Here is a 17,191-nt window from a genome sequence, read left to right on the forward strand (position 1 = left end):
GTGTGGCGAGTGGGAGTGAGCTTGCTTGCGAAAAGCGCTGGCTCAGCTTGAACGATCAAGGAGAACCCCGTGGCGAGGGAGCTTGCTCCCGCTGGGCTGCGCAGCAGCCCCAAAAATCTTGCGGTCGCTGCGCAACCGAGCGGGAGCAAGCTCCCTCGCCACGCATCTTTAGAGCTTCGGCAACTGCCCGATCCGCCCCATCATCTCGGTCACGACCTGCAGGTCCAGCAGGAACTGCTCGACGGTCTTGAACTCGTTATCGTTGTGCCCGGTGTACTTGACGTCGGGCATGGCCAGGCCGAACTGTACGCCGTTGGGCAGATCATGAACCGAGGTGGCGCCGGCAGACGTGCCGAACTTGTGTTCCATGCCGAGATTTTCGGTGGCAACGGCGAGCAGCGCCTTGACCCATTCACCTTCGGGATTGCGGTACATCGGCTCATCGATGGAGTTTTCGAAGGCCACGGCAACCTTGGATTTCTTCGCCCAGGCCGAAAGTCTGTCGTCAATTTCAGTCTTCAGCGCTTGCGTCGGCTTGCCCACGGGCACCCGCAGGTTGACCGCGAGCTTGAAGGCCTTGTCATCCATCCCGACGTAGGTCAGCGAGGCGGTCAGCGGACCCATGAACGCGTCGGAAAAACCGATGCCGAGTTTTTTCCCCAGGTAATCCAGGCCCCAGTTGTCGGCGGCATAGCGGGCGGCGTCGGTGATGTGATTGTGCTTGAGTCCAACGGTGCCGTTCAGGCCATTGATGAATATCAGCATCCTGGCGACCGGGTTGACGCCTGACTCGGGCTCGGAGGAGTGTGCCGAAACGCCGGTGAAGGTCAGCTTGACTGTGTTATCGACGACCTCGCTGGCCACTTGAAAGTCGCCGCCATTGGCCTTGGCAAAGTCGGTGCCCGCCTTGACCAGGCTGGCAGCCAGCTCGGCGGGCTTGTCCGTGGTAAAGGTTGCCACCGAAGTCGACGGGATCTGGTTGGTCGCCATGCCGCCCGTCAACGCCGTGATCTCGGCACCTTGACCCTGTGCCGCCCGGCGCGGGAAATTCGCCATGACCGTGCCATAGCCTTTCTCGGCAATCACCACCGGGTAGCTGCCGTCCAGCGCCAGGTTGTAGTTCGGGGTCGGGTTACGCTCGAAGTAATAAGGAATGGCGTCGCCGGTGGTTTCCTCGGTGGTATCGACCAGCAGCTTGAAGTCGCGCGCCAGTGGCAGTTTTTCTTCCTTGATGATCTTCATGGCGTAGAGCGCCACGACGATGCCGTTCTTGTCGTCTTCGGTGCCGCGGCCATACATGCGGTCACCCACCAAGGTGACCTTGAAGGGATCAAGCTTGGTGCCGTCCTTGAGCACCCAGTTTTCCGGCGTGACCGGCACTACATCGGCATGGGCGTGAATGCCCACTACTTCGTCACCCGAGCCTTCGAGGGATATCTCGTAGACGCGGTTGTCGATGTTGCGAAAGTTCAGGTTGAAGAACTCGGCCAGGCTCTTGATCTTGTCGGCGATCTTGAGAAATTCAGGGTTCTCATGCTGGGCAACGCCGTCCTTGCGATAGGTCGGGATTTCCACCAATTGGCGCAAGGTTTCGGTGGCGGCTTTGCCGTACTTTACCCGGGCGTAGATACCCAGCAGGCGATGAATTTCGTTCTGCTGTTCCGCCGACAGGGTCTTGTTGCCCTGGAAGGCGCTGATGGCCGGGCCGAGGTTGGCGGTTTTTGCCACTTCGCTATTGGCGACGCTTGCGAGGAACTGGCGGAAATCGTTGACCGAGCTATCAGTGAAATTTTTGACCAGGGTCGCGCTCTGTTGCGCGGAAATGTTGGCGTAGGCCGACATCGAGAAAGACGACAGGCTGGACAGGACGAGGGTGGCGATAGCGAGACGCTTGAACGGGAAGTTCATGGTGGGAGGCATTCCTTTGCAGGGAAAAAGTGACGGTATGAAACAATCACTTACAACCTAGCATCATGAATGCGCGATAGGGGAGCCCTTTGAACAGAATCTGTCGCCCGACAAAGCGAAAACGGCGCAGAAATGAAAATCCCCTGTGGGAGCGAGCGATGAGGCTGCAAATTCAGAATTTCTCCAAGCTGACTCACCGCTTTCGCGAGCAGGCTCGCTCCCACAGGGTGGACTGCCATCAAAAAGTTGGACACCAACCAGGGGGCAGTCCGGGAGAAGCTCAAGGCTACTGTGGGAGCGAGCCTGCTCGCGAACAGAACAGCACAGTCAATCGAGATCCATCTGGCTCAATGCGCTCCACGCACAATCGTCTTGAGCAAGTCTTCCGGACTGATATGACCGACCACCGGCTGCGCCGTGCTACCGGGCAACGGCAGGTCAAGGATGTGCCCCTTGATCTTGCCCACCACATGCATCTCGCAGGGTTTGCAGTCGAACTTCAGCGTCAGCACTTCATCACCATGGATCAACTGCATCGGCGCAACCTTGGTGCGTACGCCGGTGACGCCCTTGGCCTGCTTGGGGCAAAGGTTGAAGGAAAACCGCAGGCAGTGCTTGGTGATCATCACCGGGACTTCGCCGGTTTCCTCATGGGCTTCGAACGCCGCGTCGATCAGCTTGACCCCGTGGCGGTGGTAGAAGTCCCGGGCCTTCTGGTTGTAGACGTTGGCCAGGAATGACAAATGCGACTCCGGGTATACCGGCGGCGGCATAGTCTCGGCCTTGCGTCCGCCCCGTGGGTGCGCCGCGACACGCGCTACGGTCAAAGCTTCGATGACCTCGCGACGCAGGGCCTTGAGCTGGGAATTGGGAATGAAATAAGCCTGGGGCGCATCCAGTTTGATCGATGTGGCGTGATATTCGGTGGTGCCCAATTGGCCGAGCAGGTCTTGCAATTGCTCCAGGGCCTGCTCCGGCTTGTTCGCCAGGCCGAAGGGACCGTCCAGGGCGACGCTGGCGCTGATGCCTTCTTCGCTGGTGGCGGTCAACTCCAGGCGTTCCTCGCTCAGACGAGCGACCCAGGCCAGGCCGACGCGACGCTCGGCGGAGGTCTTGAGCAGTGCTTGCTGCCAGTTGTGATCGAGGTTGCGGCTCAGCGCATGGTTGGGGCGCAACTGGTACAGGCCGGCCGGCATCTCGTTGGGCTCGACGCGGTAGCGGTAGCGCTGCTTGCCGTCCTCGTCGAGGAATTCACCCTTGGGTTCGGCGATGTTGGCCCGGAAGCCAACCACTTCGCGCTTGACCAGCACGTTGAGGCCGTCACCGTTGGACAGCGGATCAAAGGTCACCACTTGCAGGTCGCGCTTGCCGACCTTTTCCACCACGCCCACCGGCACGCCGGTGAACGTCGGGGAGTCGAAGGCGCCGATGTCGATCTTGCGCTCGCTGACGAAATAATCGGTGCTGCCACGGTGGAAGGTCTTGTCCGGGTCCGGCACGAAGAAATGCGCGGTGCGGCCGCTGGAGGCGCGGGCCAGGTCCGGGCGGTCTTCGAGGACATCGTCGAGGCGCTGGCGATAGTAGGCGGTGATGTTCTTCACATAGCCCATGTCCTTGTAGCGACCTTCGATCTTGAACGAGCGCACGCCCGCTTCGACCAGGGCGCGGATGTTCGCGCTCTGGTTGTTGTCCTTCATCGACAGCAGGTGTTTTTCATAGGCGACAACCCGGCCCTGGTCATCCTTGAGGGTGTAGGGCAGGCGGCAGGCCTGGGAGCAATCGCCGCGGTTGGCGCTGCGCCCGTTCTGGGCATGGGAAATGTTGCACTGGCCGGAAAACGCCACGCACAGCGCGCCGTGAATGAAGAACTCGATGGCCGCATCAGTCTCGTCGGCAATGGCGCGGATTTCCTGCAGGTTCAGCTCGCGGGCCAATACCAGCTGCGAGAAACCGGCCTGGTCGAGAAACTTTGCCCGGGCCAGGGTGCGGATGTCGGTCTGGGTGCTGGCGTGCAGCTCGATCGGTGGGATGTCCAGCTCCATCACGCCGAGGTCCTGGACGATCAGCGCATCGACGCCGGCGTCGTAGAGCTGATGGATCAACTGGCGGGCCGGCTCCAGCTCGTTGTCGTGCAGGATCGTGTTGATCGTGGTGAACACCCGGGCGTGGTAGCGATGGGCGAATTCCACCAGCCCGGCGATATCGCTCACCTCGTTGCAGGCGTTGTGACGCGCGCCGAAACTCGGGCCACCGATGTACACGGCATCGGCGCCATGCAGAATGGCCTCGCGGGCGATGGTCACGTCGCGGGCGGGGCTGAGCAATTCCAGATGATGTTTAGGCAAGGACATGTTTTTTTAGTCAGGCTGGTCACGGTCGAAGCGCGCATTGTAGCCGCCAGCCGCCGGATCGGCACCTGTGCAGGCCAGTGTTGGCTGAAATCGACGATATGCGGTCAGGCCTGGGAGGCGCCGGCGCTGCACCAGCGGTTTCGCCCGGTGTTCTTCGCCAGGTACAGGAAGGCGTCGGCGGCCTTGATCAGCATCGCAGGGCTGACGTCCTCGCTGCTCGGCTGGCAGGTGGTGATGCCGGCACTGATCGTCACGATCCCCAGCGGGTGGTCGCCGTGCTCAATGTTCAAGGCCCTGACGGATTCAAGGATTTGCTGCGCCACTTTGGCCGCACCTGCGCTGTCCGTGTTCGGTAGCAGCACGGTGAACTCTTCACCTCCATAGCGGACGGCCAGGTCTCCCGGTCGCTTGATGGTCTGTCCGATCGCGCCGGCAATCGCCCGCAAGCAATCGTCGCCAGCGGCATGGCCGTACTTGTCGTTGTAGCGTTTGAAGTAATCGACGTCGAGCATGATCAGGGCCAGGGACGAGCCTTGGCGTTTGGCCAGGCGTAGCTCGTCGGCCAGGGCAATGTCCAGCCGCCGGCGATTGCCCAGCCCGGTCAGGCTGTCGGTCAACGCCATGTCACGCATGGCCTGGTGGGCGCTGCGAATCTGCGTTTCCATGGTCATGCGGTAGCGCAACTGGCTCAGGACGATGAGCCCGAAGCCGACCAGAATCGCGATCAGGAATACCAGTACCAGGCCGGTCTTGAGCAGGTCACGACGCCACGGGGCAATGATCGATTCCCGCGACAGGCCGGCTTCCACCACCAGCGGGTAGGTGGTCAGGGCCCGGTAGCCATACAGACGCTCGGTGTCGTCGACGACGGCCCTGGCTTCGGCGACGCCCTGGTTGGAAGTCGGCAGATGCTCCCGGAAGATCACGCTGTTGACGAGGCTCTTGCCGATCACCGCCGCGACGAAAGGCCGGCGGACCAGGATCGTACCGCTGCGCTTGGCCAGGACCAGCGCGCCTTTGCCGTCGATCTTGAAGTCGCCGTAGTAGTCGACGAAATAACTGACCTTGACCGTCCCGAGCATCACCCCGGCGAACGAGCCATCGGGGTTGTTCAAGCGGCGGGAGATGGGGATGATCAGGTCGTTGGTGGATCGGCTCTTGACCACATCGCCAATACGTACGCCTCGATCCTCGTGGGTGCGGTGGTACTGGAAGTAGTCGCGGTCGGCGTTGTTCGCCATTTCCGGAATCACTTCCTTGTCCGTCACCAGCCATTGGCCGTCCGGGCCGTAGATGAACAGTCCGTGCAACTGCGGCATGATCGCGGCCTGCTGCACCAGCAGCCGATGAATGCGCGGGATGTCCATGTTCTGCAGGCCGTCGCCTTCCACGCGTTCGGCGAGGGCGGCGGTGACCACGTCCACTTGTCGGATGGTGTCTTCGGCGTGTTGGGCCGTCGCCCGCGCCAGGTTCGTCACCGAATCGCGGGCAGATGCAAAAGCCGCCCGATAGTCTCGCCAGGTGCGCCAGCCTTCGACCGCGAGGAAAGCCACGATTACCACGAGCATGAAACTCACGGTCAGCCGAAATGCAGCCCCGGCCCGCACAGCTTGCGGGGAAAAGGCTTGATCGGGGCTTTCAATCCCGGGCTCCGGCCGTTTGCGTCCGAGCATTGATATATCCTTCTACACGACAGGGCTTGGCGCTTCAGCGCGCAGCCTATCCTATTCGATTTCAGCACGTTAGCTAACTGCGACGAGGCAGCTACAGCTGACGACACACCGTAGGGGAGGAAGGTTTCATGAAAGTGGGCGTGATTTCAGATACCCATGGCCTGCTGCGCCCCGAAGCAACGGCCGCGCTGCAAGGCTGCGAGCGGATTATTCATGCCGGTGATATCGGCAGCCCGGAGATCCTCGAGACGTTGGCCGCCATTGGCGAGCTGCACGTAGTGCGGGGCAACAACGACCTCGGTGCCGATTGGGCAGGGAATATCGCCGACAGCCTGCAATTCGAACTCGGCGGGTGGCAGGTGCTGTTGGTCCATGACATCGCCGATGTGCCGGCGCTGCTTGATGCCGATGTGAGGCTGGTGATCACCGGCCATTCGCACAAACCCTTGATCGAATGGCGCGGCGAGCGGCTTTACCTCAACCCTGGCAGCGCCGGCCGGCGGCGGTTCAAGCTGCCGGTGACGCTGGCGTTGCTGGAGGTAAGCGAACAGGCGATCGAGCCGCGTATCGTGCCGTTGCTCGCCTGATCGGCCCGGACTACTTGAAGTACTTGTCCACGTACGCCTGGATTTCCTGGCGCATGAACCGCCCCGAGTCATCCGCGCGTTCTTCCCAGCCGAACACGCACGCTGTAACGATGCCGTCGAAGCCGGTCTTGGCCAACTCGCCGAAGAACAGGTCCCAGTCGATCTCGCCCTGGTGCATGTCCATGTGTTGGTGCACGGTCACTTTCGCCCCGGGCGGGTTGACGATGTAGCGCAGCCCCGACGAAGCCTTGTGGTTGTAGGTATCAGCGATGTGGACATGGGCGATCATCGATCCGGCTTCGGCGATCATGGCTTTCATGTCGTCGCCGAAATAGAACGTGTGCGGCGTGCAATAGAGGAACTTGACGTTGTTCGAGCCGAGGGTCTTGAGCATGTCCAGGGCCGGGTGCAGCGTCTCGCACCAGTCTTCCGGATGAGGCTCGACGTTTAATGTGACCCCCTCCGATTCCAGGATCGGCACCAATTCTTCCATGGAGCGCCACCAGGCCGCTTCGCTGGACTCATGGCTGTGTACGCCGCCGCAACAACTGACCTTGTGCCCGCGATCCGGCGACGGTCCGCGCCCGAACTCCGAATTCATCGTCGTGCAACCCATCTCCACGGCGACCTGGATCGCTTCCTTCCAGTAGTTCACTGCGGCCCGGCGCTCATCCTCGTGGGGGCTGGCCCAGCGGTACATCGGCAGCAGCGACGCCAGGTGCAGATCATGGTCGCGCAAGGCTTTCTTGAATTCGGCGATGCGCTCCTTGTGGGCGCGTGGGCGGACCCACCACGGCAGGAAGTCTTCCCGGGGCGACAGTTCAAGGTATTCGAAGCCGAGCTCGGCGGTCTTGCGGCACAGGTCCGGCAGGCTCAGGTGACGGTGCATGTAGGGATCGAGGGCGATTTTCATTGTTGTTCTCCATGAGGTAACACCGGTTGCCCGTGGCGAGGGAGCTTGCTCCCGCTGGGCTGCGCAGCGGCCCCTTTTTTTGCGATTGCTGCGCAATCGAGCGGGAGCAAGCTCCCTCGCCACGGGGGGTTAATAGGCAACCCAGGCTGAATCCTGGTTGGCTGATTCCACGCAGCGTTCGACCCAGCGCACGCCGTCCACGCCGGCGTCGATGCCGGGGTAGCGCAGGGCGGCGAGCGCCTCGGCGTCGCCACGGTCGGCGGCGTCCATGGCCAGGGCGAACCGCCGATAAAGGTTCGACCAGGCCTCGAACAACCCTTCGGGATGGCCACCGCCGATACGGTCATCCAGCAGGGCGTCTGGGTGGAGGTAGCTCATGCCGCGCTCCAGGGTTTGCACGGGTTGGCCCTGGACTTCGAAGCTGAGCTGGTTGGGGCGCTCATCCCACCATTCCAGGCTTGCCCGCGAGCCGATCACGCGGATCTTCTGGCCGTGCATGGAACCGGCATTGACCGCGCTTGACCAGACCATGCCCATGGCGCCGCCTTCGTATTCCATCAAGGTGTAGGCGTTGTCTTCCAGCGGCGCGCGGCTGGCGACGAAGCTTTGCCGGCTGCACATCAGGCGCTTGATCCTGAGCTCGGGCAGCATCACCTTCGCCAGGTACAGCGGATGAGTGCCGACATCCCCCAGCACATAGCTGGGCCCGGCCTGGCGCGGGTCGACGCGCCACTGGGTCGCCGGGTTCTGCGCCTCCACCGGTGCGCTGTGAAAACCGTGGGCGAACTGCATGTGCACCATGCGAATTTCACCCAGCTCCTGTGCGGCGATCAGCGCCCGGGCCTGTTCGATCAACTGGTGCCCGGCATAGCCATAGGTGAGGCCGACGATGCGTCCTCTGGATCGCGCCAGGGTTCGCAACGCTTCGGCCTCTTCCAGGGTAAAGCACAGCGGTTTCTCGCAGACCACGTGCAAACCGGCTTCAAGCGCGGCGCGAGTGATGGCGTAATGCGTGCCGTTGGGTGTGGCGATCGATACCGCCTGGATGCCATCGGGCCGTTGCGCCTCAAGTTCGAACAGGCTCAGGTAGTCGGCGTAGCAGCGCGCTGGGTCGATGCCTAACTGTTCGCCAAAGGCCCGGCCACGGTCGGGGTCGATGTCCAGCGCGGCGGCAACCAGCTCGAAGTGGCGATCACGCAGGGCGGCCGAGCGGTGGATGTAGCCGATCTGGCTGTGCTCGCCGCCGCCGACCATGGCCCAGCGGATAGGCCGTGCAAGGGTTTTGCTGCCGTTGATCATGAGAGAGGTCCTTGTGCGGGTCAGAAGCCGATGTTGGCGAGGTAAGCGCGACTGGCTGCCACGTCGTCCAGGCTGGCCGCGGCGTTGCGTGGGTCGCGTTCCTGTTCAACGGTGATGCAGCCGTGGTAACCCAGCTCTTGCACCAGGCTGTGCAACGCCGGGTAATCGATGACACCACGCCCGATGGGGCACATCACGCCACGGGCGCAGGCGGCAAAAAAACGGATGTGTTCGTTCAGCACCTGATCGAAAACCGTCGGGTCGATATCCTTGAAGTGCAGGTAGTCCAGGCGATGGGCGTAGGTGCGCAGCGATGCGACCGGGTCCATCCCTGCGTAATAGAGATGGCCGGTATCCAGGCACAGCCCGGCGGTTTCATGGGGAATGTCATCCACCAGGCGCGCCAGTTCATCGGCAAATTCGATATGGCCGCCAGCGTGAGGATGGATGACGGCACGGATGCCGTAGGTGTGCCAGGCGATCTCGGCGATGGCGCGAATGTGCGTCATCATTGCGCTCCAGCGCGCATCGTCCAGGCGGGGCGCGCGGTCCGAGTGTCCGGCGGCGTAGTCGCGCGCGTCGTGGCCCCAATCGATGATCACCAGGTAGGGACCGGCAAAGCGCTGGCCTGCTTGCTGCTTCATCGGCGGCAATTGTTTGAGCAGCGTGCAGATGCCATGGGTCTGGCGCAGCAGTTCGGGCAGGTTGGGCGGGCTCACCAGATCATCGAAAATCGTTCCCGCGACCACTTGCAGGCCAGTCTTGGACAAGGCTGGTTCGAGGATGCCGGCGTCCAGCGGCAGAAATCCGTAGGGCCCAAGCTCGATACCGCGATAACCGGCCTTGGCGGCCTCGTCGAGCACGCGTTGCCATGGCGGCAGGAACGGGTTGTTGACGTCGTCGACGCCCCAGCAGCAAGGCGCGGTGCAGATGTGGATCGTCATGGAGCACTCCGGCGACATTGTTTTTATTGGCTTGGCCCTGATGCTATTGGGTTGCCGGAAGGGCGGCCATGGGGGCGTGGCTTAATCTGTCAAAACCCCTCATGATGCCGGGCAGAGGTGTCAAGACATGTCAGAAAATCCACGGCGCAAACTGCGTCCCACCATGGCCGATGTCGCTCGCGAAGCCGGGGTCAGCCTGTCTACCGTCGATCGGGTGCTGAACCTGCGTGCCGATGTGCGGGCCGATACCGCCCAGCGCATCGCCACCGCCGCCGCACGACTGGGCTTCCATGCCAAGGGCGTGATCGAGCAGCGTGTGCTCAACGACCGTCCCACGTTGCGTCTGGGGTTCTTGTTGCAAAAAAGCGGCGTGCCCTTTTACCAGGGGCTGGCTCACGCGCTGTCAAACGCCGCCGCGACTTGCACCCGCGCGCGGATTCGCGTGGTCATCGGTTATCTCGACGATCTCGACCCGGTCAACGTGGCGCAACGCATCCTGGCGCTGCGCGATCAGGTGGACGGCCTGGGGGTGGTGGCAGTCGACCATCCTCGGGTACGCGAGGCCGTTGGCCAGCTGCGCGAGACGGGCATTGCGGTGGTTGCGCTGCTGTCGGAATTGTCGAGTACCGCCGGCACCGGTTATGCCGGTCTCGATAACCGCCTCACGGGCCGTACGGCGGGCTGGTTCATCGGCCGCCTCGCCAGGCAGCCCGGACCGGCGGTGGTCATGCTCAGCAGCCAGCGCTTCCAGTGCCAGGAACTCTGCGAGCTGAGCTTTCGCAGCTATCTGGTGGAGCATTCGAGCGAATGGGAACTGCTGGCCTCGCGCCTGACCCTGGAAGACGATGAGTTCGCCTATGGCAACACCCTCGACTTGCTCACGGCTGAGCCCGATCTGGCGGGGCTTTATGTGGCGGGCGGCGGCATTGCCGGAGTGCTGCGGGCTTTGCGCAGCTTCCAGGCACAGCAACAGCGCCTGCCCGTCGTGGTGTGTCATGACCTCACGCCGCTCACGCGCGAAGCGTTGAAAACCGGCTTGGTCCAGGCAGTGTTGTCCCACCCGGTGGTGACGCTGGCCGAACAGGCTGTCGATGCCTTGGTCGAGGCCGCAACAACCGCGCCGACAGGGCCGGTGACCAGGAGAGTGGTTCCGCTTCAGGTTGATGTGCAGGAAAGCGTTTAGCGAAGCGTTCTGCAATTTTTATACAGTATCTGTACAAGTTGTGCATTTTGTACAATTATCGGAGACCTCTGAGAATCCGGAAATTCGTCAATGCACAGCTTTTTCGCAGCCGACAGAGGGCTGCTCGCTATCGTCAGTCTCGCCTTGGCGTTGTGCGCCAACCACGCCGCTGCGGATTGGCGGGCTGAGTTGCCCCAAGCCCGTCTGGTCGGTGAGGCGGAGTTTCGCTGGTATGGTTTTGATCTCTATCAGGCCCGGCTCTGGAGCGCGGCGCCTACTCCGAGCCTGGACACTCCTTTTGCCTTGGAACTGGTTTACCGACGCACGATCCCCCGGCACGCCTTGGTTGAAACCAGTCTCGAAGAAATCCAGCGCGTCAGCGCTACGCCCTTCGGGGCGCAGCGCATGGACGCCTGGGCGGCGCATATGCGGCGGGCCTTTGTCGACGTCAAGCCTGGCACCCGAATCACCGGGCTGAACCTGCCTGGAAAAGGGGCACGCTTTTATGTCGATGGGCGCCTATCTCAAGAGGTCAACGATCCGCTGTTTGCCCGACATTTTTTTGCCATCTGGCTTGATCCTCGTACCCGTGAACCCGAACTGCGTCAGCGTTTGCTCGGGCTTGATCCAACCCGCGCCAGGAGCAGTACGCCATGACCCTGAAGGATCTGGTTGCGCTGGCTGTGGAGGGGCGAGTCGTCGGGCTGGAGCTGCTGTCGCTGGAGGGCGGCATCTACCTGCTGCGAGTTCAGCTGGATGGACAAACACGCACATTGCTCGATGAGTCGGGGCGTACGTTGCATGTGCGCTCCACGACGCATCTGCGCGAGCTGCTGCGTGACGTTCCACGCTTGCCTTGCATGCTGGTGCAGCAGGTCGTCCATGATGAAATGTGCGGCCAGCGTGAAGAGCCGATCGCGCCGTTACGGTTGCCGATTTTCCTCGATGAGCCTTGGTAAGAACCGCCGCGCCGGATCAGCGCGGGTCGGCCAGACGCACGGCCAATGGCAGCCACATCGCCCATAACGGTGCCAGGATCAACGCGGTGCCGGTTACGCCCAGCGGCAGCGTCACGTCAGCCAGCGGAGCGCCGGCACAATAGGCGAGAGGGCCACCGAGCATGCCCGCCAGGGCGCCACGCCATACGGGTCTTCCTGCCCAGGCCAGGCTATGCCGTAAACCCGTGGCGAAGACCAGCCAGAGCAGGGCCAGCCACAAGGGCAAGGGGCTCTCGTTGAACCCGAACAGGCCCAGGGCGCCGAGGCTCCCGTCCAACAGCATCCCGCTCGCCCCGACACGCAACAGCGCCTGGCACTCGCTTTTCGGATCGGGACACAACCCCAGGTGGACGCCTAACCCGGCGACGACCGCCAGCAGCCATGCGGGCTGTTGCGCACCCAATACACAGCCCCACCAGCCCAATTGCAGCCAGAGCGCATTGCCTATCAACCAGCTGCGGCTCTTCATCCTTGCAGGTGTTCCTGCAAGGGCACCGGGCGAGCCGCTGGCGCAGCGAACAGCAGTTGCGCGACACCGATCGCACGCTCCTGGAATCCGCCTTCGCAGTAGCACAGGTAGAACTCCCACAGGCGCTGGAACGTCTCGTCATAACCCAGCTCCAGCAAGGCCTGGCGCGATTGCCGGAAGTTGTCGTGCCAGTGCCGTAGCGTGCGCGCGTAGTGCTCGCCGAAGTCCTCCAGGTGCAACAGGTTGAGCGGCGTCTGGGAGCTGGCGGTTTGCAACAACACCGACAGCGAGGGCAACGCGCCGCCTGGAAAAATGTGGCGCTGGATGAAATCCACCGAGCGGCGGGCCTGCTCGTAGCGTTGGTCACGGATGGTGATGGCTTGCAACAGCATCAACCCGTCGTCCTTGAGCAGCGCGGCGCAGCAGCGGAAGTATTCGGGCAGGTAGCGATGGCCGACCGCTTCGATCATCTCGATCGACACCAGTTTGTCGAAGCGTCCCTCCAGGTCGCGGTAGTCCTTGCGCAGCACTTCGATGCGCTGTTGCAGGCCGAGCGCCTCGACACGTTGGCACGTGTGCGCGTACTGCTCCTCGGAAAGCGTCGTGGTGGTGACCCGACAGCCATAGTGGGTGGCGGCATGGATAGCCAGGCTGCCCCAACCGGTGCCGATCTCCAACAGATGGTCACCTGGGCGCAGGTCGAGCTTGCGACAAATGCGTTGGAGTTTGTTGATCTGCGCCTGTTCGAGGCTCTGGTCGGGATTTTCGAACATGGCCGCCGAATACATCATGGTCGGGTCGAGCAAGCGTTCGAACAGGCTGTTGCCCAGGTCGTAGTGGGCCATGATGTTGCGCCGCGAGCCTTTACGGCTGTTGCGGTTGAGCCAGTGCAATCCGCGCAGCAACGGCCGCCCAAGGCGAGCGAGGCCGCTGTCCATCGCGTCGAGCACGCTGAGATTGGCGACGAACAGGCGAGTGACGGCAGTCAAGTCATTGCTGCGCCAGTAACCCTGAATATAAGCCTCGGCGGCACCGATCGAACCGTTGCCAGCGACCATGCCCCAAACGGCGTTGTCGAGTATCTCGATGTCGGCCACCAATGGGCTGGTCGCGTCGCCGAAGCTCAGGGGCTCGCCCTCCAGCATCAGGCGCAGGTGGCCATGACGCAAACGGCGCAGTTGCGCGAGTACGGCCTGTTTGAACAGACCGCCGCTCAATGGGCAGGTACCGCCGGCCTTAGTGACGCTCAGGGTGGGTTCGGACATCGTCAGGATCCTCATGGACAGGTTCGCCGACACTCAGGTCGCCATGGCTGGCCTGGTGGTCGTGCAGGGGCGTGCGTTTGAAAAGCAGGCGCAGCGCCTGCCAGTAAATGGCGCTAACGGTGCGCAGGCTCATCCACGGGAAGGCCAGGAAATAACGACGCAATGCCGGCGCGTCCAGGGACGCACGTTGCAAGGCAAGGTCGGCCTCGAACACCTTGTGGCCGGCACGCCAGTTCTCCATGCGTACGCGGATGCAGGTGTCCTGGATCAAAAAGCGCATGCGGTAATCCATGTCCCGTGGCAGGAAGGGTGAAACATGGAACGCCTTGGCGACCTGGAACGCATGGGCCTCGCCAGGGCTTACCGGCAACACATAATGGTGGCGCTCGCGCCAGGGGGTGTTGCGCACTTCGCAGAGAATTGCCGCCAGGCGCCCGTCGGCTTCGTGGCAGAAATAGAAGCTCACCGGGTTGAACGACAGGCCCCAGCTGCGCGGTTGGGTCAGCAGGTGGATCGCGCCTTTGGGAGCCGATCCCAGAGCCTGCTCGACGATCGTCCGCACCGCTTGGATCAGCGGAATACCTTCACGGGTCAGGGCCGGCAGGTAATCACGTTCACGCCAGCACAACGGGGCCATGCGCCACGGGCGCAGCAAGCGCGACAGGCCGAGCACCTGTTCCTGCTCGGCGAGGTCCAGGTAAAGCATGCCGATCGGGTAGCGGAACGCGTGCACCCGTGGCGTCTGGCGCCGGTGGCCGATCCAGCCGTGACACAGACTGCTGTTCAAAGGGTTTCTCCGAAATGCCGCGCCACGGCAAGCGCGCTGACCACGCCGTCCTCATGAAAACCGTTGGCCCAGTACGCACCGCAGAAATAGCTGTGCTGGCGTCCTTGCAGATCGCCCTGGCGTGCCTGTGCGGCCACGCCGGCGAGGCTGTATTGGGGATGGGCGTAGTCGAAGCGCGCGAGTACCTGGGCCGGGTCCACCGACTCGCTTTGGTTGAGGCTCACGCAAAACGTCACGGGGGCATCCAGGCCCTGGAGGATGTTCATGTTGTAGGTCAGCGCGGCCGGCGCCTCGCGCGGGCCGCCAAGCCGATAGTTCCAGCTCGCCCAGGCATTTCGGCGCTGCGGCAACAGGCGGGTATCGGTATGCAGCAGCACTTCGTTGCGGGCGTAGGCCAGCGCACCGAGCACCTCGGCTTCAGCGACGCTGGCTGTTTCCAGCAAAGCCAGGGCCTGGTCGCTGTGGCAGGCGAATACCACCTTGTCGAACCGTTCGATACCACGACGGCTGTGCACGGTGACCCCATCGGCGTCACGGCTTACCCGGCGCACCGGGCAATCGAGGTGGATATGCTCGCGCAAACCCGCGCACAACGGCTCGATATAGCCGCGCGATCCGCCTTCGATCACCCGCCATTGTGGACGCTGGTCAACCGACAGCAGGCCGTGGTTGTGACAGAAACGCAGGAAAAACTGCAGCGGGAATTCCATCATCCCAGCCGGTGACATCGACCAGATCGCCGACCCCATGGGTAGGATGTATTGCTCGATGAAACGTCGGCCGTAACCTTGGGCGTGCAGGTAATCTCCCAGCCGGGTCGAGGCATCGATGCGCTGCGCCAGCAGGTCTGCGGTCGCCTGCCGGTTGAACCTGAGGATATCCAGGAGCATGCCCCAGAACCCCGGCGACAGCAGGTTGCGTCGTTGGGCGAACAGGCTGCCCAGGGTGTGGCCCTTGTATTCCAGGCCGCTGGCCGGGTCATGCACCGAAAAGCTCATCTCCGTCGGGCGCGAAGCCACGCCCAACTGGTCCATCAGGCGAATGAAGTTGGGGTAGGTCCAGTCGTTGTACACGATGAAGCCGGTGTCTACGCCATAGCGCTGGCCCGCCCATTCGACATCCACCGTATGGGTATGCCCGCCGATCCGGTTGTCGGCTTCGAACAGACTGACCTGATGCTGGCGAGACAATAGATAGGCGCAGGTGAGGCCCGAGATACCGCTGCCGATAATTGCGATGCGCATGCTTCAAGCCTCCCCGGATTTGCGCGCCAGGCGCCGGCCGAGCGCCAGCCGCCAGCGTGCGGGCAGATGCCCGAGCAGACGCATGACCACGATGAACAACCCCGGAAACGCGATTTCCAGAGGGCGGGCAGGCAGTCGCCGTGCGATGTGCCGGGCCGCGCGTTCGGCCGGCCAGCACATGGGCATCGCGAAGTCATTGCGCTGGGTCAGCGGCGTATCAACGAATCCGGGGCTGACCAGCGTGACGTCGATGCCCTCGTCTGCCAGGTCGATGCGCAACGATTCAAACAGGTAGCGCAACGCGGCCTTGGATGCGCCGTAGGCACCGGCGCGCGGCAGGGCCAGCCAGGTCACTGCGCTGCACACCGCGACCAGATGCGGGTTCTGGCCTCGACGCAACAAGGGCAGGGCGACGTCCAGGCAGTGGCAGGTGCCCAGCAGGTTGGTATTGAGCACCCGTTCCACCAGGCGCGCGTCGAAGTGTCCCGGCTCCAGGTATTCGCACGTGCCGGCATTGAGAATCACCTGATCGAGGGCGCCCCATTCCCGGTCGATGTGCTGGATGATCGCGACTACCTGATCCCGGTCGGTCAAGTCGCCCGGGAGCACCAGGACCTGATCCTGATAACGGTCGGCCAATGCTTGCAGCGGGCCGGCTTGCCGCGCGCTCAACGCCAGGCGATGACCTTGTTCAAGCAACACCTTCGCCAGTTCGGCACCGATGCCGCTGCTGGCGCCGGTCAGCCAGATGCGGCTCATGCCAGCCTCCGCTTGAGCCAGCGAATGAGCGGCCCGAACACGGGCAAGTGCTCGTAGAGCAGGGCGCCGGCATCAAAGAAGTCCCGGTGCGAATAGACCCGATCATTCCAGCGCAGGTAGCTGCAGCCGGGCAATTCGACCGGCGCGCCGGCGTTCAAGCGTGGGTGACGAAAGCGCAGGGTCCAGCGCAGGTAACCTTCGCCGGGAGCGATTTCGTCATATCCATGGAAGTCGTAGTGCAGGTCGCTGACATTGGCGTAGAGCTGCGCGAAATATTCGCGCAGGGCAGGCAGGCCTTCGATCCGGTGCAACGGATCCTGGAACAGCACGTCGGCGCTGTAGAGCCTGTCGAGCTGGTCCAGGCGACTGGCGTCCAATGCGGCGAAGACGTGGGCGAAACCCTTGAGAAATGCGGACATGTCAGGCTCCGAAAGTTGTACATAATGTTGTTCATGTACAAGTTTTCGGAGCGTACTGCATGGATTGTACGAGTTAAAGCGTTTTGTATAAGTATTTTGCGATTTAGTACAATTTACTCAGGCGTGGCTGGATACCCAGCCGTTCAACGCCAACACGAGAAACTGAGCTCAAGGCGTTTGCGGCTCGACCGGTCTGAATGCACCGTTAAAGCGCTTTTATCTACCCGTTTTTGCCCGCGCCGCCCTTGCTTGGCGCAGTTTTTTGCCTGCCAGTTTTTTCCTTCCCAGCCGCAATAAAAAGCCTCGTTTCGCAAATCCCCACCTGCCAACACAATCGCCTCGACAGCTCGTTTCGAACAACAAGAAACCAGAACCCGAGGCGGCGCCATGCC

Annotated in this window: 16 protein-coding genes; 4 read left to right on the top strand and 12 right to left on the bottom strand. The window is 62.5% G+C overall.

What is annotated here, in order from left to right:
• Positions 1–168: 168 nt before the first annotated feature.
• The 3 genes from J3P97_RS12410 to J3P97_RS12420 all read right to left on the bottom strand — a co-directional run bounded on the left by J3P97_RS12410 (position 169) and on the right by J3P97_RS12420 (position 5,932).
• Complete coding sequence (locus tag J3P97_RS12410; RefSeq protein WP_434674310.1) at positions 169–1,908, bottom strand: dipeptidase; 1,740 nt, start codon at positions 1,906–1,908, stop codon at positions 169–171.
• Between the two features lie 347 nt (positions 1,909–2,255).
• The gene (locus tag J3P97_RS12415) at positions 2,256–4,259 is read right to left on the bottom strand and encodes a peptidase U32 family protein (RefSeq protein ID WP_434674311.1); all 2,004 of its coding nucleotides are present in this window, start codon (positions 4,257–4,259) and stop codon (positions 2,256–2,258) included.
• Positions 4,260–4,363: 104 nt separating this feature from the next.
• Positions 4,364–5,932 carry a sensor domain-containing diguanylate cyclase gene (locus tag J3P97_RS12420; protein ID WP_434568608.1) on the bottom strand — a complete coding sequence of 523 codons (1,569 nt, stop codon included), beginning with the start codon at positions 5,930–5,932 and terminating at the stop codon, positions 4,364–4,366.
• Positions 5,933–6,060: 128 nt separating this feature from the next.
• Between J3P97_RS12420 and J3P97_RS12425 the strand changes: the two genes are divergently transcribed.
• Positions 6,061–6,519: a metallophosphoesterase family protein gene (locus tag J3P97_RS12425; protein WP_434674312.1), complete on the top strand. Its 459-nt coding sequence runs from the start codon at positions 6,061–6,063 to the stop codon at positions 6,517–6,519.
• 10 nt (positions 6,520–6,529) lie between these two features.
• Here J3P97_RS12425 and J3P97_RS12430 read toward each other — a convergent pair whose 3' ends face one another.
• The 3 genes from J3P97_RS12430 to J3P97_RS12440 form a co-directional block, all read right to left on the bottom strand.
• Positions 6,530–7,432: a sugar phosphate isomerase/epimerase family protein gene (locus tag J3P97_RS12430; RefSeq protein ID WP_434674313.1), complete on the bottom strand. Its 903-nt coding sequence runs from the start codon at positions 7,430–7,432 to the stop codon at positions 6,530–6,532.
• Between the two features lie 129 nt (positions 7,433–7,561).
• Positions 7,562–8,731: a Gfo/Idh/MocA family protein gene (locus J3P97_RS12435; protein ID WP_434674314.1), complete on the bottom strand. Its 1,170-nt coding sequence runs from the start codon at positions 8,729–8,731 to the stop codon at positions 7,562–7,564.
• Between the two features lie 20 nt (positions 8,732–8,751).
• Entirely contained in the window at positions 8,752–9,675 is a 924-nt protein-coding gene (locus tag J3P97_RS12440; RefSeq protein ID WP_434674315.1) for a TIM barrel protein, read from the bottom strand.
• Positions 9,676–9,802: 127 nt separating this feature from the next.
• Here J3P97_RS12440 and J3P97_RS12445 point away from each other — a divergent pair, with 127 nt between their 5' ends.
• The 3 genes from J3P97_RS12445 to J3P97_RS12455 all read left to right on the top strand — a co-directional run bounded on the left by J3P97_RS12445 (position 9,803) and on the right by J3P97_RS12455 (position 11,817).
• A complete protein-coding gene (locus tag J3P97_RS12445; RefSeq protein ID WP_434674316.1) occupies positions 9,803–10,858 on the top strand; it encodes a LacI family DNA-binding transcriptional regulator in 1,056 nt (351 codons plus the stop codon).
• Between the two features lie 90 nt (positions 10,859–10,948).
• Complete coding sequence (locus J3P97_RS12450; RefSeq protein WP_434674317.1) at positions 10,949–11,515, top strand: chalcone isomerase family protein; 567 nt, start codon at positions 10,949–10,951, stop codon at positions 11,513–11,515.
• The gene (locus J3P97_RS12455; protein ID WP_434674318.1) at positions 11,512–11,817 is read left to right on the top strand and encodes a DUF6482 family protein; all 306 of its coding nucleotides are present in this window, start codon (positions 11,512–11,514) and stop codon (positions 11,815–11,817) included. Before J3P97_RS12450 ends, J3P97_RS12455 begins: the two co-directional genes overlap by 4 nt.
• 16 nt (positions 11,818–11,833) lie before the next feature.
• Here the strand turns inward: J3P97_RS12455 and J3P97_RS12460 are convergent, their stop codons facing one another.
• From J3P97_RS12460 to J3P97_RS12485, 6 genes are read right to left on the bottom strand one after another with little or no spacing between them, the layout of a single operon-like run.
• Positions 11,834–12,325 carry a DUF2878 domain-containing protein gene (locus J3P97_RS12460; protein ID WP_434674319.1) on the bottom strand — a complete coding sequence of 164 codons (492 nt, stop codon included), beginning with the start codon at positions 12,323–12,325 and terminating at the stop codon, positions 11,834–11,836.
• A complete protein-coding gene (locus J3P97_RS12465; RefSeq protein ID WP_434604782.1) occupies positions 12,322–13,590 on the bottom strand; it encodes a class I SAM-dependent methyltransferase in 1,269 nt (422 codons plus the stop codon). The genes J3P97_RS12460 and J3P97_RS12465 overlap by 4 nt, the downstream gene beginning before the upstream one ends.
• Positions 13,562–14,377 carry a DUF1365 domain-containing protein gene (locus tag J3P97_RS12470; protein WP_434674320.1) on the bottom strand — a complete coding sequence of 272 codons (816 nt, stop codon included), beginning with the start codon at positions 14,375–14,377 and terminating at the stop codon, positions 13,562–13,564. Before J3P97_RS12470 ends, J3P97_RS12465 begins: the two co-directional genes overlap by 29 nt.
• Positions 14,374–15,621, bottom strand: a complete 1,248-nt coding sequence (locus tag J3P97_RS12475; protein ID WP_434674321.1) for an NAD(P)/FAD-dependent oxidoreductase — start codon at positions 15,619–15,621, stop codon at positions 14,374–14,376. The genes J3P97_RS12470 and J3P97_RS12475 overlap by 4 nt, the downstream gene beginning before the upstream one ends.
• Before the next feature lie 3 nt (positions 15,622–15,624).
• Positions 15,625–16,380 (bottom strand): SDR family NAD(P)-dependent oxidoreductase, encoded by a 756-nt coding sequence (locus tag J3P97_RS12480; protein ID WP_434604788.1) that lies wholly within the window; start codon positions 16,378–16,380, stop codon positions 15,625–15,627.
• Entirely contained in the window at positions 16,377–16,799 is a 423-nt protein-coding gene (locus tag J3P97_RS12485) for a nuclear transport factor 2 family protein (protein WP_434674322.1), read from the bottom strand. The genes J3P97_RS12480 and J3P97_RS12485 overlap by 4 nt, the downstream gene beginning before the upstream one ends.
• Positions 16,800–17,191 lie beyond the last annotated feature (392 nt).

Origin of the sequence: Pseudomonas sp. R1-15 (assembly GCF_051132085.1) — a bacterium.
Lineage (GTDB): Bacteria > Pseudomonadota > Gammaproteobacteria > Pseudomonadales > Pseudomonadaceae > Aquipseudomonas.

What these genes read in the sequence shown, in the direction of transcription:
- J3P97_RS12465 (WP_434604782.1), bottom strand. Translation starts at nt 13,590, where the DNA reads ATGTCCGAACCCACCCTGAGCGTCACTAAGGCCGGCGGTACCTGCCCA.
- J3P97_RS12450 (WP_434674317.1), top strand. Translation starts at nt 10,949, where the DNA reads ATGCACAGCTTTTTCGCAGCCGACAGAGGGCTGCTCGCTATCGTCAGT.
- J3P97_RS12415 (WP_434674311.1), bottom strand. Translation starts at nt 4,259, where the DNA reads ATGTCCTTGCCTAAACATCATCTGGAATTGCTCAGCCCCGCCCGCGAC.
- J3P97_RS12435 (WP_434674314.1), bottom strand. Translation starts at nt 8,731, where the DNA reads ATGATCAACGGCAGCAAAACCCTTGCACGGCCTATCCGCTGGGCCATG.
- J3P97_RS12430 (WP_434674313.1), bottom strand. Translation starts at nt 7,432, where the DNA reads ATGAAAATCGCCCTCGATCCCTACATGCACCGTCACCTGAGCCTGCCG.
- J3P97_RS12480 (WP_434604788.1), bottom strand. Translation starts at nt 16,380, where the DNA reads ATGAGCCGCATCTGGCTGACCGGCGCCAGCAGCGGCATCGGTGCCGAA.
- J3P97_RS12425 (WP_434674312.1), top strand. Translation starts at nt 6,061, where the DNA reads ATGAAAGTGGGCGTGATTTCAGATACCCATGGCCTGCTGCGCCCCGAA.
- J3P97_RS12475 (WP_434674321.1), bottom strand. Translation starts at nt 15,621, where the DNA reads ATGCGCATCGCAATTATCGGCAGCGGTATCTCGGGCCTCACCTGCGCC.
- J3P97_RS12460 (WP_434674319.1), bottom strand. Translation starts at nt 12,325, where the DNA reads ATGAAGAGCCGCAGCTGGTTGATAGGCAATGCGCTCTGGCTGCAATTG.
- J3P97_RS12455 (WP_434674318.1), top strand. Translation starts at nt 11,512, where the DNA reads ATGACCCTGAAGGATCTGGTTGCGCTGGCTGTGGAGGGGCGAGTCGTC.
- J3P97_RS12485 (WP_434674322.1), bottom strand. Translation starts at nt 16,799, where the DNA reads ATGTCCGCATTTCTCAAGGGTTTCGCCCACGTCTTCGCCGCATTGGAC.
- J3P97_RS12445 (WP_434674316.1), top strand. Translation starts at nt 9,803, where the DNA reads ATGTCAGAAAATCCACGGCGCAAACTGCGTCCCACCATGGCCGATGTC.
- J3P97_RS12410 (WP_434674310.1), bottom strand. Translation starts at nt 1,908, where the DNA reads ATGAACTTCCCGTTCAAGCGTCTCGCTATCGCCACCCTCGTCCTGTCC.
- J3P97_RS12440 (WP_434674315.1), bottom strand. Translation starts at nt 9,675, where the DNA reads ATGACGATCCACATCTGCACCGCGCCTTGCTGCTGGGGCGTCGACGAC.
- J3P97_RS12420 (WP_434568608.1), bottom strand. Translation starts at nt 5,932, where the DNA reads ATGCTCGGACGCAAACGGCCGGAGCCCGGGATTGAAAGCCCCGATCAA.